At 67.7% G+C, this 16,907-nt stretch carries 14 protein-coding genes and 1 pseudogene; 12 read left to right on the top strand and 3 right to left on the bottom strand.

Annotated features, from left to right (window positions below; all coding sequences use genetic code 11):
- Positions 1 to 79 precede the first annotated feature (79 nt).
- On the top strand, positions 80 to 2,467 hold the full coding sequence (locus BST13_RS25730; protein WP_083166911.1) for a Tex family protein: 2,388 nt from the start codon (positions 80 to 82) through the stop codon (positions 2,465 to 2,467).
- A 16-nt stretch (positions 2,468 to 2,483) separates the two neighbouring features.
- Here BST13_RS25730 and BST13_RS25725 read toward each other — a convergent pair whose 3' ends face one another.
- The gene (locus tag BST13_RS25725; RefSeq protein ID WP_083166909.1) at positions 2,484 to 2,696 is read right to left on the bottom strand and encodes a TOBE domain-containing protein; all 213 of its coding nucleotides are present in this window, start codon (positions 2,694 to 2,696) and stop codon (positions 2,484 to 2,486) included.
- A gap of 146 nt (positions 2,697 to 2,842) precedes the next feature.
- On the opposite strand from BST13_RS25725, the gene BST13_RS25720 reads away from it, so the two are divergent.
- The 3 genes from BST13_RS25720 (at position 2,843) to BST13_RS25710 (ending at position 6,217) form a co-directional block, all read left to right on the top strand.
- A complete protein-coding gene (locus tag BST13_RS25720) occupies positions 2,843 to 3,640 on the top strand; it encodes an SDR family NAD(P)-dependent oxidoreductase (RefSeq protein WP_083166908.1) in 798 nt (265 codons plus the stop codon).
- 229 nt (positions 3,641 to 3,869) lie between these two features.
- On the top strand, positions 3,870 to 5,030 hold the full coding sequence (locus BST13_RS25715; protein WP_245839798.1) for an aldose epimerase family protein: 1,161 nt from the start codon (positions 3,870 to 3,872) through the stop codon (positions 5,028 to 5,030).
- A gap of 101 nt (positions 5,031 to 5,131) precedes the next feature.
- A complete protein-coding gene (locus BST13_RS25710; RefSeq protein WP_083166905.1) occupies positions 5,132 to 6,217 on the top strand; it encodes a hypothetical protein in 1,086 nt (361 codons plus the stop codon).
- Here BST13_RS25710 and BST13_RS25705 read toward each other — a convergent pair.
- Both BST13_RS25705 and BST13_RS25700 read right to left on the bottom strand, forming a co-directional pair.
- On the bottom strand, positions 6,214 to 8,700 hold the full coding sequence (locus BST13_RS25705; protein WP_083166903.1) for a glycogen/starch/alpha-glucan phosphorylase: 2,487 nt from the start codon (positions 8,698 to 8,700) through the stop codon (positions 6,214 to 6,216). The two genes, BST13_RS25710 and BST13_RS25705, sit on opposite strands and share 4 nt — an antisense overlap.
- 75 nt (positions 8,701 to 8,775) lie before the next feature.
- Positions 8,776 to 9,450, bottom strand: coding sequence for a hypothetical protein (locus BST13_RS25700; RefSeq protein ID WP_425437054.1), 675 nt, complete (start codon positions 9,448 to 9,450; stop codon positions 8,776 to 8,778).
- 54 nt (positions 9,451 to 9,504) lie between these two features.
- Between BST13_RS25700 and BST13_RS25695 the strand changes: the two genes are divergently transcribed.
- The 8 genes and pseudogenes from BST13_RS25695 to BST13_RS38360 all read left to right on the top strand — a co-directional run.
- A complete protein-coding gene (locus BST13_RS25695) occupies positions 9,505 to 10,125 on the top strand; it encodes a PaaI family thioesterase (RefSeq protein WP_083166900.1) in 621 nt (206 codons plus the stop codon).
- A gap of 84 nt (positions 10,126 to 10,209) precedes the next feature.
- A complete protein-coding gene (gene thrS, locus BST13_RS25690; protein ID WP_083166899.1) occupies positions 10,210 to 12,297 on the top strand; it encodes a threonine--tRNA ligase in 2,088 nt (695 codons plus the stop codon).
- Positions 12,294 to 12,881 carry an ATP adenylyltransferase gene (locus BST13_RS25685; RefSeq protein ID WP_083166897.1) on the top strand — a complete coding sequence of 196 codons (588 nt, stop codon included), beginning with the start codon at positions 12,294 to 12,296 and terminating at the stop codon, positions 12,879 to 12,881. The genes thrS and BST13_RS25685 overlap by 4 nt, the downstream gene beginning before the upstream one ends.
- The gene (gene pgsA / locus BST13_RS25680) at positions 12,878 to 13,549 is read left to right on the top strand and encodes a phosphatidylinositol phosphate synthase (RefSeq protein ID WP_083166896.1); all 672 of its coding nucleotides are present in this window, start codon (positions 12,878 to 12,880) and stop codon (positions 13,547 to 13,549) included. Before BST13_RS25685 ends, pgsA begins: the two co-directional genes overlap by 4 nt.
- On the top strand, positions 13,546 to 14,466 hold the full coding sequence (locus BST13_RS25675) for a phosphatidylinositol mannoside acyltransferase (protein WP_083166895.1): 921 nt from the start codon (positions 13,546 to 13,548) through the stop codon (positions 14,464 to 14,466). The genes pgsA and BST13_RS25675 overlap by 4 nt, the downstream gene beginning before the upstream one ends.
- Positions 14,467 to 14,502: 36 nt before the next feature.
- The gene (locus BST13_RS25670; RefSeq protein ID WP_083166893.1) at positions 14,503 to 15,666 is read left to right on the top strand and encodes a glycosyltransferase family 4 protein; all 1,164 of its coding nucleotides are present in this window, start codon (positions 14,503 to 14,505) and stop codon (positions 15,664 to 15,666) included.
- Positions 15,663 to 16,727 (top strand): NUDIX hydrolase, encoded by a 1,065-nt coding sequence (locus BST13_RS25665; RefSeq protein WP_083166892.1) that lies wholly within the window; start codon positions 15,663 to 15,665, stop codon positions 16,725 to 16,727. The genes BST13_RS25670 and BST13_RS25665 overlap by 4 nt, the downstream gene beginning before the upstream one ends.
- Positions 16,728 to 16,791: 64 nt before the next feature.
- Positions 16,792 to 16,907: pseudogene (locus tag BST13_RS38360) on the top strand (pyridoxal 5'-phosphate synthase lyase subunit PdxS); the annotation flags it as partial.

The following is a 16,907-nucleotide window of genomic DNA, read 5'->3' as shown; positions in this document are numbered from 1 at the left end:
TGCGCGTGCTTTTAACCGATCAGAAACACCCACCCGCCTCGCCGGGGGTTGTCGGCGAGATTCGGTAGGGTCCTCCGACGTGACACAGAGCGCCGTCAAGTCGGTAACCGCACGCATCGCCGAAGAACTCGCCGTCGGAGAGCGCCAGGTGGCAGCTGCCGTCGCACTGCTCGACGAGGGCGCGACAGTTCCGTTCATCGCCCGCTACCGCAAGGAAGTCACGGGCAGTCTCGACGACGGCCAACTGCGCACGCTGGAGGAACGCCTCACCTACCTGCGGGAGCTCGATCAGCGTCGCGATGCGGTGCTGGCGTCCATCGAGGAGCAGGGCAAGCTCACCGACGAGCTGCGGGCGGCCTTGCTCGCGGCCGACACCAAGGCGCGGGTGGAGGACATCTATCTGCCCTACAAGCCCAAGCGGCGCACCAAGGCCCAGATCGCGAAGGAAGCGGGCCTGGAACCGCTGGCCGACCGGTTGCTGGCCGACCCGGCACTGGTCCCCGACGAACTGGCCGCGGAGTTCCTCAACGAGAACGTCGCCGACGCCGCTGCCGCCCTCGAGGGCGCACGCCACATCATCATCGAGCGGGCCTCCGAGGACGCCGAACTGGTCGGCGCCACCCGCGAGAAATTCTGGGCCGACGGGGCGCTGCGCACCGCTCCGTGGTCGGAGGAGGCCGCGAAAAGCCCTGCAGCCCAGAAGTTCCGTGACTACTTCGAGTTCTCCGAGCCGTTGGAGAACATGCCGTCACACCGCGTGCTGGCCGTGCTGCGCGGCGAGAAGGAAGAGGCACTCGCGCTGACCTTCGACGGCGGTGACGACGAGATCTACCAGGCCATGATCGCCAAGTCGCTCGGCATCGACCTGGCGGCGAACGCCCCCGCCACACCGTGGCTGGCGACCACCGTCAGGCTGGCCTGGCGGGCCAAGCTGATGATCTCGGCTGCCGTCGACGCCCGGATGCGCCTGCGGCAGCGGGCCGAGGACGAGGCTGTGGCCGTGTTCGCCCGCAACCTCAAGGACCTGCTGCTGGCCGCTCCCGCAGGCACCCGCACGACACTCGGGCTCGACCCGGGCTTCCGCACCGGCGTGAAGGTGGCCGTCGTCGACGGCACCGGCAAGGTGGTCGACACCTGCGCGATCTACCCGCACCAGCCGCAGAAGCAGTGGGATCAGGCCAAGGCCACCCTGGCCGCCCTGGTCGCGCGACACGGCGTCGAGCTGATCGCGGTCGGCAACGGCACCGCGTCGCGTGAAACCGACGCGCTGGCAGCCGAACTCATCGCCGACATCCGCGCTGCCGGTGCTCCCGCGCCCACCAAGGCGATGGTGAGTGAGGCCGGGGCCTCGGTGTACTCGGCGTCGGCGTACGCCGCACAGGAGTTGCCCGAGCTCGACGTGACGCTGCGTGGCGCGGTATCGATCGCGCGCCGACTGCAGGACCCGCTGGCCGAGCTGGTGAAGATCGACCCCAAGTCCATCGGCGTCGGGCAGTACCAGCACGACGTCACACCCGGCTCGCTGGCGCGCAGCCTCGACGCGGTCGTCGAGGACGCCGTGAACGCGGTGGGCGTGGACCTCAACACCGCCTCGGTGCCGTTGCTGGCGCGGGTGTCCGGGGTCACCGAATCGCTGGCCGCTGCCATCGTGGCGCACCGCGAGAGCGCGGGAGCGTTCCGCAGCCGCAAGGCACTGCTCAACGTTCCTCGCCTGGGCCCCAAGGCTTTTGAACAATGCGCCGGGTTCCTGCGGATCCGCGACGGGGAAGACCCGCTGGATGCCTCCGGCGTCCACCCCGAGTCCTACCCGGTGGTCCGCCGGATCCTGGACCGCTCCGGGGTGACGCTGGCCGAGCTGATCGGCAACGAACGCTCGCTGCGGGCGCTCAAACCCGCCGACTTCGCCGACGAGCGGTTCGGTATTCCGACGGTCACCGACATTCTGGGTGAGCTGGAGAAGCCGGGACGCGACCCGCGTCCCGCATTCTCCACGGCCACCTTCGCCGCCGGGGTGGAAAAGGTCGGTGACCTCAAGCCCGGCATGGTCCTCGAAGGGGTGGTGACGAATGTGGCTGCGTTCGGCGCCTTTGTTGATGTGGGCGTGCACCAGGATGGCCTGGTCCACGTCTCTGCCATGGCCGACCGCTTCATCTCCGATCCTCACGAGGTGGTCAAGTCAGGCCAGGTGGTGCGGGTCAAGGTGCTCGACGTCGACGTCGACCGGCAGCGGATCAGTCTGACGCTGCGCCTCAACGACACCCCCGAGCGCGACCAGGGTAAGCGGCCTGAGCGCGGTGGGGACAACCGTGGTGGCAACCAGAACCGTGGTGGTGGCAACAATCGTGGCGGCAACCAGGCTCGCGGCAATCAGTCGCGGGGCCGCGGCAATGACTCGCGGCGCCGCGAACCGAATCCGCCGTCAGGCTCGATGGCCGATGCGCTGCGTAAGGCGGGGTTCGGGAAATAGCGACGAGCCATCGGCGTCACTCGACGCCGATGGCCACCTCGGTGGACTTGATGAACACCGTCGCGGGTTGCCCCTGCTGCAGTCCCAGATCCACCGCGGCGTCCCGGGTGATCGAGGACGTCACGATCTGGTCGCCGCCGTCGAGGCGGACCTTCACCGTGGCCATCACGGTACCCAAGCTGACCTCGACGATCGTGCCGGCAAGTTGATTGCGGGTGGAGAGGCGCATGGTGGGGCTCCGATCTGTGGCGGTCCTGTCAGAGCAGACGCTACGCCGGTCCGCGAATGTGAAGCCACTGCGAAAAATTCGCGTCAACCTCGCAGGGCATTCACGCTCGCGGAGCAGTCGAAAACCGGCCGGGTAGGTTCGGGGCCATGGACGAGCGCGTTGCCGTTGTCACCGGGGCGAGCCGCGGCGCGGGCCGGGGCATCGCCGCCGCGCTGATCTCCTCGGGCTGGCAGGTGTACGGCACGGGCCGGACCGTGACCGACGCGGACGGCGTCATCGCGGTGCCGCTCGACCATTCCGACGACGCGGCCGTGGGCGCACTGTTCGAACGGATCGCGCGCGAGCATGGCCGGCTGGATCTGCTCGTCAACAACGCGGCCGCCGTCCACGATGAGCTGACCAGCCCGAAGCCGTTCTGGGAGAAGCCGATCGCGCTGGCCGACGTGCTCGATGTCGGGCTGCGTTCGGCCTACATCGCATCGTGGTACGCCGCGCCGCTGCTGCTCGCCGCGGACAAGGGGCTGATCGCCTTCACCTCGTCGCCGGGGTCGGTGTGCTACATGCACGGCCCCGCCTATGGGGCGCAAAAAGCCGGGCTGGACAAACTCGCCGCCGACATGGCTGTCGACTTCCGGGGCACCGGCGTGGCCACGGTGTCGATCTGGATGGGGATCCTGCTCACCGAGAAGCTGCGTGCTGCGTTCACCGGGCATCCCGAGGCCCTCGCCAAAACCGCTGAGCACGCCGAAACCCCGGAATTCACCGGGCATCTGATCCACGCGCTCTATCACGATCCCGAGTTGGCCGACCTGTCCGGCCATACCGTCATCGGCGCCGAGCTCGCGCGGCGCTGCGGCATCACCGACGAAGGCGGCCGCGTCCCGCCGTCGCACCGCGACCTGCTGGGAGCTCCTCGTGAGCCCAGCCCGGTCGTGGTGCGCTGAGCGGGCGTCGCGGCCCGAACACGGCCGAACCGCCGTACGAATTCCGCATTCTTGTCACCGCCGAGAAACCCCGGGTGACCTGCGGGACAGCCGCGGTGCGACGACGCGGGCCGCCGGCGATCCGCCCGAAAACCGTGTCCCGGTCGCGTGGCGCGCGGACAATGCTTGTACACACGTGAATTCGCTGAGACCGGGGAGGGTCATGCGGGGACGGGGTTTACTTCGACTGATGGCGATCGCCGGTGTCGCGGGCTTGACGGCGTGCAGCACCACGACCAGCAGCGGCGGGGACAGCAGCGAGCAACCGGCGCAGGCACCGGCGCCGTCGATCACCGACGAGGCGTTCGGCCAGGTGGGCGGCACCCCGGTGACCCGCTACACGCTCACCAACGGGCACGGCATGCAGGTGCGAATCCTCAACTACGGCGGCATCATCCAGTCGATCGACGTCCCTGACCGCAGCGGCCACGCCAACAACGTCGTGCTCGGTTTCCCGACTCTGCAGGGCTACCTCGACAACACCGGCGACGCCAAGACCTACTTCGGTGCCATCATCGGCCGCTACGGCAACCGGCTCGCCAAGGGAGCCTTCACGCTCAACGGTGCGCAGCATCAGGTTCCGATCAACAACAACGGCAACAGCCTGCACGGCGGCACCGTCGGATTCGACTCGAAGGTGTGGCAGGCCACCCCGCAGAACGGCACCGGCACCGTCGGCCTCAAGCTCCAATACCTCAGTCCGGCAGGCGAAATGGGCTATCCGGGAGCGCTGACCACCACGGTTACCTACACGGTGGACCAGAACAACCAGCTGCGCATCGACTACCACGCGACCACCGATGCCCCCACCGTTGTCAACCTGACCAATCACAGCTACTTCAACCTGGCGGGGGAGGACGCGCTCAACATCTACGACCACAAGCTCACCATTAATGCCGACAGCTACACCCCGACCGATGCCACCCAGATCCCGACCGGCCAGATCGCCCCGGTGAAGGGCACGCCGTTCGATTTCACGTCACCGACGCCGATCGGCGCGCACATCACCGCCAACGACCCGCAGCTGCTGCTGGCCCACGGTTACGACCACAACTGGGTGATCAACCGCGGCAACGCCGGCCTGGTGCAGGCCGCCAAGGCCGAGGATCCCCAGACCGGGCGCACCCTCACCGTCTCCACCACCGAGCCCGGGGTGCAGTTCTACACCTCGAACTTCCTGGTCGGCGCGTTCACCGGCACCAGCGGCCACGTCTACCGCCAAGGTGCTGGGTTCACGATGGAGACGCAGCATTTCCCGGACTCGCCGAACCAACCGGGTTTCCCGTCGACGGCCCTCAATCCTGGCCAAACCTACGATTCGACAACAGTTTTCGCCTTCGGTACTGAATAGTCACCAGATCACGGCGACGATCAGCACCCCGGCCGCGCCCCGGTCGTCCCAACGTCGCATGATCGGTTGCACAACGCGCACGCGCCGTGATCGGAGAAACGATGGACTACCACCCCCGCCCCGCGCGTGGGCTGATCACCCGCAACGCGGTCGGCCCGACGTCGGCAGAGTCGTTCGTCCTCATCGCCATCGCGACGATCCTGCTGACCCGGCTGTATCTGCGGCTGACGGGCTACCCACAGATCGGCGGCGGCAACCTGCACATCGCGCACGCGCTGTGGGGCGGTGCGTTGATGATGCTGGCGTTGGTGATCGGCTGGATGGTGCTGGGGTTCGGCGCCCGCATCGTGTGCGTGGTGCTGGGCGGGGTCGGATTCGGGTTGTTCCTCGACGAAGTCGGCAAGTTCGTCACCAAGGACAACGATTACTTCTACGGCCCGGCCGCCGAGATCATGTACATCCTGGTGGTTCTCATCCTGCTGGGAGCCAGGGTGATTCGCGGGCTGCGGCCGCTGACGGCACGGGAATGCCTGGCCTCGGCCGCGTCCATCGCCGCCGACGGGGTGGCGCGCGGGCTGGCCGACCACCGCCGCGAGATCGCGCTGGCACTCGTCGAAAAGGCGCAGTCTCAGGGGGCCGACGCAGACACGGCCGGACAACTCCGGGACTTGCTGGTCGGTGCCGGCCGCGCGCCGGACCGGCTCTACCGACTGCAGCGGTGGCTGCCGCGGCTGATCCCGGACGTGTTCCGCAGCCCGAACTGGGTGCCCTGGGTGGGCTGGCTGCTGATCGCCGGAGCCGGTGTCGCCCTCGTCTTCGAGATGCTGCGCATCGTGATCGGCAGGTATTTCCCGGATTTCTATGGCGAACACGTCGTCGCGTTCCGGCTCGCGGGCACCAGCCCGCCTGCGGTGATCCTGCTCGCCAGCGCGGTGCTGACGCTGCTCATGGCGGTGCCCGCGATGGCGGGGCTCAATCGGACCGAGCGAGTGTGGCCGTTGCGCTGGCTGCGCAACGCCGCACTCACGTTCACGTTTCTCAACGCCCTGGTCGATTTCGCGACCGAAGGCTTCGGGGCCCTGGTCAACCTGTCGATGGGGTTGTTCACCCTCGCGATCCTGTCCTACCAGCTGGATCGGGCCGTGGTACGGCAGGCGCTGGGTGCGCCTGCCGGCGATCAGCCCTAATCCGTGACGGTGACCGGGATGACGCCCCAGATGTCGTCGCAGTACTCGGTGATCGCCCGGTCCGACGAGAACTTGCCGCTGCGGGCCGTGTTCATGATCGACATGCGGGTCCACGCCTCGGTATCCCGCCACGCTGTGCTGACTCGCTCCTGGCATTCGACGTAGGAGTCGTAGTCGGCCAGTACCAGGAACGGATCGTCGTGGCGCAGATTGTCGACCAGCGGGCGGAACACCTCGGTGTCACCGTGGGAGAAGGTGCCGTCGGCGATCAGGTCGAGGACCGCCGCGAGTTCGGGATTGGCCGCCACATAGTCCGACGGTCGGTAGCCGTCGCGCTTGATCCGCTCGACCTCGTCGACGGTGAGACCGAACAGGAAGAAGTTCTCGGCGCCGACCTCGTCGCGCATCTCGACGTTGGCACCGTCGAGGGTGCCGACGGTCAGGGCGCCGTTGATCATGAACTTCATGTTGCCGGTGCCCGAGGCTTCCTTGCCCGCGGTCGAGATCTGTTCGGAGACATCGGCAGCCGGGTAGATGAACTCCGCGTTCTGCACATTGAAGTTCGGCACGAAGGCGACCTTGAGGAACCGGTTGACCTCCGGATCGTTGTTGACCGTCTCGCCGACGGCGTTGATGAGCTTGATGATTCGTTTGGCCATGAAGTAACCGGGTGCGGCCTTGCCGCCGAACACGAAGGCGCGCGGCACGATGTCCAGCCCGGGATTCTGCTTGAGGCGATGGTACTGCGTGACGATGTTCAACACGTTGAGGTGCTGGCGCTTGTACTCGTGAATGCGCTTGACCTGGATGTCGAACAGCCAGTCGGGGTCCAGGTCGACGCCTGCGGTGGAAGCGACGTAAGCGGCCAGCCGAGCTTTGTTGTCACGCTTGACCGCGCGCCACTGCGCGCGGAACGCCGGATCGTCGGCGTAGGCCTCCAGCCCACGCAGCTTGGTCAAGTCACTCAGCCAGCCGTCGCCGATGGTGTCGTCGAGCAGGCTGCGCAGTCCCGGATTGGCCAACGCCAGGAAGCGACGTGGGGTGACGCCGTTGGTCTTGTTGGAGAACCGCTCGGGCCACAGCTCGTAGAAGTCTTTGAGGACACTGGATTTCAGCAGTTCCGAATGCAGTGCCGCGACACCGTTGACGGCGTGGCTGCCGACCGTGGCCAGGTGCGCCATCCGCACGCTCTTGCCGTTGTCCTCACCGATCAGCGACATCCGGCGCAGGCGGTCAGGGTCATCCGGGAACTTGGCGGCCACCTCGTCGAGGAAGCGGCGGTTGATCTCGTAGATGATCTCCAGGTGCCGCGGCAGCGATTCGCCGAACATGGCCAGCGGCCAGGTCTCCAGTGCCTCTGGCAGCAGCGTGTGGTTTGTGTAGCCGAACGATGCGACGGTGATGTCCCACGCCTCCTCCCAGCTCAGCTGTCGCTCGTCGACCAGCAGTCGCATCAGCTCGGCCACCCCGATCGACGGATGAGTGTCGTTGAGCTGCAACGCGAACCGCTCGGGAAGCTCGTGCACCGAGGCGTCGGCCAGGTCGTCGAGAATGTGCAGCACGTGCTGCAGTGAGCAGGATACGAAGAAGTACTGCTGCAGCAGACGCAGACGCTTGCCTGCCTCGGGCTCGTCGTTGGGGTAGAGCACCTTGGTCACGGTCTCGGAGGTGACCTCGTCTTCGACGGCCTTGTAGTAATCCCCGGTGTTGAATGCCTCCAAGGCGAACGACTTGACGGCCCGGGCGCTCCACAGCGTCAGCACGTTGCACGTCTTCACGCCGAAACCCTGGATGGGCGTGTCGTAGGCGACGCCCTTGATCACCCGCCCCGGCACCCACCGCGCCCGGTCGTGGCCGGCCTCGTCGGTGTAGTGCTCGGCGAAACCGCCCCAGTTCACCTCGTAGTTCACATCGGGTTTGGCGATCTCCCAGGGATTTCCGTTGTCGAGCCAGTTGTCGGTCTTCTCGACCTGCCAGCCGTCGTGGATCTCCTGGTCGAAGATGCCGAACTCGTAGCGAATGCCGTAACCGATCGCCGGGCGTTCCAGCGTCGCAAGCGAATCGAGATAGCACGCCGCGAGCCGGCCGAGGCCGCCGTTGCCCAGACCGGGTTCCTCCTCGCAGGCCAGCACCGCGTCGAGATCCTGCCCCAGCTCGGCCAGTGCGGTGCGGGCGGCGGATTCGATCTGCAGGTTCAGCAGATTGGCGCCGAGTTGCGGTCCCATCAAGAACTCGGCCGACAGATAGCACGTGACCTTGCGGCCAAGGTCGAGCGACGTCTGGGTCGACGCGACCCGGTTGTCCTGCATGCGGTCCCGCACGGCCAGCGCCAGGGCGCGGTAGTAGTGAGCCGGGCGCAGGGCGGCGGCCGGACGGCCGATCGAGTACCGCAGGTGGTCGACGATGCCGCGCCGCAGGGCGTCGACAGACAGGCCGGTGCGACTGCGTTCGTTGGTGGGCGCGTTCTGTGCGACGTCGGTCATGGCGGGAGTCTGACAGCTGCGCGTGCACGGCGCACCTGCAACGGGCGTCCGGCAAGTGAACTGCCGCGGGATGACTCAGACGTTCTGCTTCATCAATTGGTCGCGGCGCTGCTTGGCCCAATCGCCCATCTGAAATCCCGGCTGGTAGTCGCAGACCGAAAGCACAAGTGCCGCACGCGCAGTCACCGCAAGACCGTAATCACAGTTCCACCCCGGCCGCGTCATCGTCCACGTCAGCACGCCGTCGGCGGGCGTGGTCACCGCGTCGAGCCGCATCGCCCGGGACGGTCCGGTCGGTGAGATGCCCACGGCGTTGGTGGTGCAACTCGACACCGCGCTCGACCCGTCACGCACCACCGTGGGAATGTCGAGGTCCTCCTCGTAGGTGCTGACCGTCTCGGCCATCATCACCCCGCCGGACGTGCGGTACCCGGTCTCGGCGTGATCGGCTGCGCCGGGCGGAACCAGAGGCGAACCGAGGAACAGGGTTGCCGCCGTGCATTCCTGGGGCTGTGCGGCGGTGAAGTAACTCGTCCCGACCGGAATCTGCGAGGCGGGCCCGGCCGGCGTCCGGGTGCCCTCGGCAAGCAGCAGGGTCCGGGCGGGCACGACGGGGTGGGACTGCGCGCGATTGGCAGCGCCGGACACCACGTCGGTGCATCCGCTCAGCAGGCCCGCGGCCAGCACCGAGACGGTGACGACGCGCAGGTTCACCGTGCGAGGGGCAGCTGGTGGGTCGCTCAGTTTCACGCGCACCACCATGTCACCTCAGGGTCGGGTGACCGCAGGCAATACGGTGGCGGGGTGTCCACTGACAGCGCGCACCCCGGTGGAGGGTTCAACCCGCCGGATCCCACGACCCGTGGTGGACCCGACTACGGCCGCTTCGTGGAGGCCGTTCGCACGCTGCAGGATCACGCCAAGGCCGCCGATGCACCCGACGCGGTGATCTCCGAGGCCGCCGACCTGATCGAGAAGGTGTCGGCCCTGCTGGCGCCGTACGACGCCGACGAATGGAACTCACCGTCGGGCCGGCGCATGGATCTGCCCAACCGCGGCAGCATCTCGACGGTGCCGACGCAGCTGCACGTCACCCCCGACGAGCGGATCGCGGGCACTGCGTACTTCCGGCGGTTCCACCTCGGCCGCAACGGCGCGGTGCACGGCGGGCAATTGGCACTGCTGTTCGACTCGCTGCTCGGCTTCACCGCGGCGAAACTGACTCGCAACCCCTATCAGCGCACGGCCTACCTGCACGTCGACTACCGCAAGATCGTGCCGATCGAGAAAGAACTGCAGGTCGAAGCGGGTATCGACCGCATCGACGGGCGCAAGATCTACGTCGTCGGACGCCTGCACGACGGCGACGATGTGCTCACGGAGGCCGAGGCGCTGTTTGTGCGGCTCAAACCTGGGCAGCCTTGACCCCATCGGGCTCGGGGCGCGGGTCGCCCCACCGATAGCATGGTCGCGATCGTATTGCGCCCCGCAACCATAGGAGAGTCCCCGATGAGCGCCGCCGCCAGCTCCGCCCCCGCAGCCCCGATCCGGGTCGCTGCCGGGACCACCGCCGGGGCGGCGGTCCGCGAGGCGGGTCTGCCGCAGCGCGGTGCCGTCGATGCCGTCGTGGTGGTGCGCGACGCCGACGGCCGGCTGCGCGACCTGTCCTGGGTGCCCGACACCGATGTCGAGGTGACGCCGGTGGCCGCCGACACCGAGGATGGCCGCAGCGTCATCCGGCACTCGTGTGCCCATGTGCTGGCGCAGGCCGTGCAGGATCTCTTCCCCGAGGCCAAGCTGGGGATCGGGCCGCCCATCGTCGACGGCTTCTACTACGACTTCGACGTCCCGCAGCCGTTCACGCCCGAGGATCTGGAGAAGCTCGAGAAGCGGATGCAGAAGATCGTCAAGGACGGTCAGCTGTTCGACCGGCGGGTCTACGCGTCCAAGGACGAAGCCCGTCGGGAACTCGCAGGCGAGCCCTACAAGCTGGAGCTGGTCGACGACAAGTCCGGTGACCCGGATGTCATGGAAGTCGGCGGCGATGAGCTCACCGCGTACGACAACCTCAACCCCCGCACCAAGGAACGGGTCTGGGGCGACTTGTGCCGCGGCCCGCACATCCCGACCACCAAGCACATCCCGGCATTCAAGCTGACCCGCAGCTCCGCGGCCTACTGGCGGGGCAACCAGAACAACGCGAGCCTGCAGCGCATCTACGGCACCGCGTGGGAATCCCAGGAAGCCCTCGACAAGCACCTGGAGCTCATCGAGGAGGCGCAGCGCCGCGATCACCGCAAGCTCGGCGTGGAACTCGACCTGTTCAGCTTCCCCGACGAGTTGGGTTCGGGCCTACCGGTTTTCCATCCCAAGGGCGGCGTCGTGCGTCGCGAGCTCGAGGACTACTCGCGCCGCAAGCACCTGGAGGCGGGCTACGAGTTCGTCAACACCCCGCACATCACCAAAGAGAACCTCTACATCACCTCGGGGCACCTCGAGTGGTACGCCGACGGCATGTTCCCGCCGATGCACATCGACGCGGAGTTCAACGAGGACGGTTCGGTCCGCAAGCCGGGGCAGGACTACTACCTCAAGCCCATGAACTGCCCCATGCATCATCTGATCTTCCGGTCCCGGGGCCGCTCCTACCGCGAACTCCCGTTGCGGCTCTTCGAGTTCGGCAGCGTCTACCGCTACGAGAAGTCCGGCGTCATCCACGGCCTGACCCGGGTGCGCGGCATGACCCAGGACGATGCGCACATCTACACCACGCGCGACCAGATGCGCGACGAGCTCACCCGGCTGCTGCAGTTCGTGCTGGACCTGCTGCGCGACTACGGCCTCGACGACTTCTACCTGGAACTGTCCACCAAGGACCCGGAGAAGTACGTCGGCTCCGACGAGATCTGGGAGGAGGCCACCAACACCCTGCGTGAGGTGGCCGAGGCCTCCGGACTGGACCTGGTGCCCGACCCGGGCGGCGCGGCGTTCTACGGGCCCAAGATCTCGGTGCAGGTCAAGGACGCGCTCGGACGCAACTGGCAGATGTCGACCATCCAGCTGGACTTCAACATGCCCGACCGGTTCGAGTTGGAGTACACCGCCGCCGACGGCAGCCGACAGCGGCCCGTGCTGATCCACCGGGCGCTGTTCGGGTCCATCGAGCGGTTCTTCGGGGTGCTCACCGAGCACTACGCCGGCGCGTTCCCGGCCTGGCTCGCGCCGGTGCAGGTGGTCGGTATCCCGGTCGCCGACGCGCACCTGGATTACCTGTACGACGTTGCCGCGCAGCTGAAGTCGCGTGGCATCCGCGTCGAGGTGGATGCCAGCGACGACCGGATGGCCAAGAAGATCGTCAACCACACCAACCAGAAGGTGCCGTTCATGCTTTTGGCGGGGGACAAGGATGTGGAGGCAGGTGCCGTCTCGTTCCGCTTCGGGGACCGTACCCAGATCAACGGGGTGCCCCGCGAGCAGGCGTTCGACGCCATCGCCGAATGGATCGAGCGGCGCGAGAATGCTGTTCCGACAGCCGAATTGGTCAACGCGGTAACCGCGATGGGCGCTTGCGCGAAGAGCCAGGTAGCCCCGACGTGACGGATCCGGACGAGCGGAGGATCGTCGACCACGGTGTCGGCGACCCCGACCATCTGCAGCGACTGTGGACCCCGCACCGGATGAGCTACATCGCCGATGCGGTCAAGGGCGACAACAAGGTCGGGTCTGCCGGGTCGTCGGAACCGTTCACCGACATCCCGGAACTGTCCGACGAGGACGGCCTGATGGTGGCCCGCGGGGAACAGGTGTACGCGGTGCTGAACCTGTACCCGTACAACCCCGGACACCTCATGGTGGTGCCCTACCGGCGGGTGTCGGAGCTGGAGGACCTCACCGCCGAGGAGAGCGCCGAGCTGATGGCGTTCACGCAGAAGGCGATTCGCGTCATCAAGGCGGTGTCCCGGCCGCACGGCTTCAACGTCGGGCTCAACCTGGGCACGTCGGCGGGCGGTTCGCTGGCCGAACATCTGCACATGCATGTGGTGCCGCGCTGGGGCGGCGACGCCAACTTCATCACGATCATCGGCGGCGCCAAGGTGATTCCGCAGTTGCTGCGCGAGACGCGGGTGCTGCTGGCCACGGAATGGGCCAAGCAGCCTGGTCCGGCGGGAGTTCAGCAGTGAGCAACCTGTTCCTGATGAGCCGGGCCGCCTACGTCAAGCTGTCCCGTCCGGTGGCCAAGGCCGCGCTGCGCGCGGGCCTCACCCCCGACATCGTCACCATCGTGGGCACCGCAGGCTCGGTCACGGCCGCCCTGACGCTCTTCCCGATCGGCCAGCTGTGGTGGGGCGCCTTCGCGGTGTTCGTGTTCGTGCTCGCCGACATGCTCGACGGCGCCATGGCCCGCGAGCGCGGCGGCGGGACCCGGTTCGGCGCGGTGCTCGACGCCACCTGCGACCGGATCGCCGACGGCGCTGTGTTCGCCGGCCTGGTGTGGTGGGCGGCGTTCGGTCTGGGCAATCCGGCTTTGGTGGTCGCCACGCTGATCTGCCTGGTCACCTCCCAGGTGATCTCCTACATCAAGGCCCGTGCCGAGGCCAGCGGCCTGCGCGGGGACGGCGGCATCATCGAACGCCCCGAGCGCCTGGTGATCGTCCTGGTGGGTGCCGGACTGTCCGGCGTGCCGTTCCTGCACATGCCCTGGCTCGTCGACGTCGCCATGTGGCTGCTCGCCGTGGCCAGCATCGTCACCGTCGCGCAGCGCCTGCACGCGGTGCGCACCTCGCCCGGCGCCATGGAGCCGCTCAACCCGTCCCAGCCCAGCGAGTCGAACGAGCAGAGCGAACTGTGACGATCATCAGCCGGATCCCGCTGCGCGGACAGATGACCGACATGGGCTACGCGGCGGGCTGGCAATTGGTGCGCACCATGCCGGAGTTGCTGGCCCGCAACATGTTCGAGGCAGGCGCCTGGTATGCGTCACTCGGCGGCGGACCCGACCAACTGCGCAAGAACCTGGCCCGCGTGATCGGGGTGGCACCGGCCGACGTGCCCGACGAACTCATGCGGGAATCGCTGGCGTCCTATGCGCGGTACTGGCGCGAGGCATTTCGGCTGCCGTCGATGAACCTGCCTGCCGTCGCCCGGCGCCTCGACGAGGTGGTGGTCGGCGCGGACAAGCTCAAGGCCGGGCACGACGCCGGCCGCGGCGGCATTCTCGCGCTTCCACACAGCGGCAACTGGGACATGGCCGGGGTGTGGCTGGTCAGCAAGTACGGCACCTTCGCCACCGTGGCCGAACGGCTCAAGCCCGAATCGCTGTACCGGCGCTTCATCGAGTACCGCGAGAGCCTCGGCTTTGAGGTGTTCCCGCTGTCCGGAGGGGAACGGCCGCCGTTCGAGTTGCTCTCCGAGCGCCTGCGCGACAACAGGTTCGTATGTCTGATGGCCGAGCGGGATCTGACCCGCAGCGGTGTAGAGGTCGACTTCTTCGGCGAACTCACCCGGATGCCTGCCGGATCGGCCAAGCTCGCCATCGAGACGGGCGCGCCGCTGTACCCGACGCACGTCCACTACGACGGCGACGACTGCGTCGTCGAGATCTTCGACCCGCTCGACACGTCCTCGGGTGACGTCGGGCTCGTCACGCAGGCGCTGGCCGATCAGTTCGCGAAGAACATCGCCGCGCACCCGGCCGACTGGCACATGTTGCAGCCGCAGTGGGTCGCTGACCTCTCCGACGAGCGCCGCGCCCGGTTGGGCACCTGATGAGCGCCCGCGCGAAGAAGCGACGGAACTGAAGCCATGCGAATCGGGATGGTCTGCCCGTACTCCTTCGACGTGCCCGGCGGCGTGCAATCCCATGTGCTGCAACTCGCCGAGGTGATGCGCGAGGCCGGCAACGAGGTCAGTGTTCTCGCGCCCTCGTCGCCGCATGTCAAGCTGCCCGACTACGTGGTGTCGGGCGGCAAGGCCGTCCCGATCCCGTACAACGGCTCGGTGGCCCGATTGCGGTTCGGGCCCGCCACTCACCGCATGGTCAAGAAGTGGCTGCTGCGCGGTGACTTCGACGTGCTGCATCTGCACGAGCCCAACGCGCCGAGCCTGTCGATGCTCGCCCTGAACATCGCCGAGGGACCGATCGTCGCGACGTTTCACACCTCGACGACGAAATCGCTGACGCTGTCGGTGTTCCAAGGCATCCTGCGTCCGCTGCACGAGAAGATCGTCGGCCGCATCGCGGTGTCCGATCTGGCCCGGCGCTGGCAGATGGAGGCATTGGGATCCGACGCGGTGGAGATCCCCAACGGGGTCGACGTGGCGTCGTTCGCCGACGCGCCGGTGCTCGACGGCTATCCGCGCCCGGGCCGCACGGTGTTGTTCCTCGGCCGGTTCGACGAACCCCGCAAGGGGATGGCCGTGCTGCTGGGCGCCCTGCCGAGACTGGTCGAGCGGTTCGGCGACGTCGAGATCCTCATCGTCGGACGTGGCGACGAGGACGCCTTGCGCGAACAGGCCGGCGACCTGGCGTCGCATCTGCGGTTCCTGGGCCAGGTCGACGACGCCACCAAGGCCTCGGCCATGGCCAGCGCCGATGTGTACTGCGCCCCGAATCTCGGTGGCGAGAGCTTCGGCATCGTGCTCGTCGAGGCGATGGCCGCGGGCACAGCCGTGGTGGCCAGCGATCTGGATGCCTTCCGGCGCGTTCTCGATGACGGTCGCGTGGGCCGGTTGGTGCCGGTGGACGACGCCGACGCGCTGGCCGACGACCTGATCGAGATGCTCGCGGACGACACGGCGCGGGCCCGCTACATCGCAGCGGCCACCGAGTACGTCGGCCGGTTCGACTGGTCGGTGGTGGCAGGCGAGATCATGCGGGTGTACGAAACCGTCGCGGGAGCCGGCACCAAGGTGCGCGTCGCCGGAACCCCGGCCCGCAGTGCCGCGGCAAAAGGTTCGGCTTCATGACCGCGGAAATTCTCGTCGGCCTGGCGATTCTGCTGGTCGTGGTGCTGTTGCTGGTGGGGATGTGGGCGTTCCAGACGGCCAACCGACTGGACCGGCTGCACGTGCGCTACGACCTGTCCTGGCAGGCCCTCGACAGCGCTCTGGCGCGCCGCGCCGTGGTGGCCCGGGCCGTCGCCGTCGACGCGTATGCGGGCGGTCCACAGGGCAGACGGCTGGCCGCTCTCGCCGACGCCGCGGAGCGCGCCCCGCGGTCAGCCCGCGAAACCGCCGAGAATGATCTGTCCGCCGCGCTCGCAGCCGTCGACCCGGCCTCCTTGCCGGTGGCACTGGTGGCCGAGCTGGCCGACGCCGAGGCACGGGTGTTGCTGGCGCGCCGCTTCCACAACGACGCCGTCCGCGACACCCTGGCGCTGCGCGAACGACCCGCCGTGCGCACCCTGCGACTGGGCGGCACCGCTGCGCTGCCGACCTATTTCGAGATCGCCGAGCGCGCCGACGCGTCGAGCACCGCTGCGGGTCCCGTCAGTCGCCGCACGTCCGCGCGCGTGGTGCTGCTCGACGAGTCCGGCGAGGTGCTGCTGCTGCGGGGCAGCGACCCGGCGATCGACGCACCGGATAAACCGGCGCCGCGCTGGTGGTTCACCGTCGGGGGCGCGGTGCAGCAGGGGGAGGACCTGCTTGCCGCCGCGGTGCGGGAACTCGCCGAGGAGACCGGCCTGCGCGTGGACCCGGCAACCTTGATCGGACCGGTATGGCGCCGCGACGCGGTGATCGACTTCAATGCATCGGTGATCCGCAGCGAGGAGTACTTCTTCATCCACCGCACGGCGCGGTTCGAACCCTCTGCGTCGGGCCGCACCACCCTGGAACGGCATTACATCCACGGCCACCGCTGGTGCGATGCAACAATGATCGCCGAGTTGGTCGCCGGCGGGGAGACCGTGTATCCGTTGCAATTGGGTGAGCTGTTGGAGCAGGCCGTTGACCTGGCCGAACAGGCATCCGATGGGCAGACGAGCACGCGGGGACCCGCGCACCGCGAGCTGCAAGCCATCCGTTGATGCGGATTCCATGGATTTGGCAGCTCGATTAGACTGAATCAGTAGAAATCTGGAGGAGATAGCAGTGGAAACCGCGGTGCAGAACGGTGCAACGAATCAGACCGGTACCGCGCGCGTGAAGCGCGGGATGGCTGAGATGCTCAAGGGCGGCGTCATCATGGACGTCGTCACCCCCGAGCA

The sequence above is a fragment of the Mycobacterium aquaticum genome (assembly GCF_002086485.1).
GTDB lineage: Bacteria > Actinomycetota > Actinomycetes > Mycobacteriales > Mycobacteriaceae > Mycobacterium > Mycobacterium aquaticum.
The sequence above is the reverse complement of the archived record's forward strand: the minus strand, read 5'-3'. Positions and strand labels throughout refer to the sequence as shown.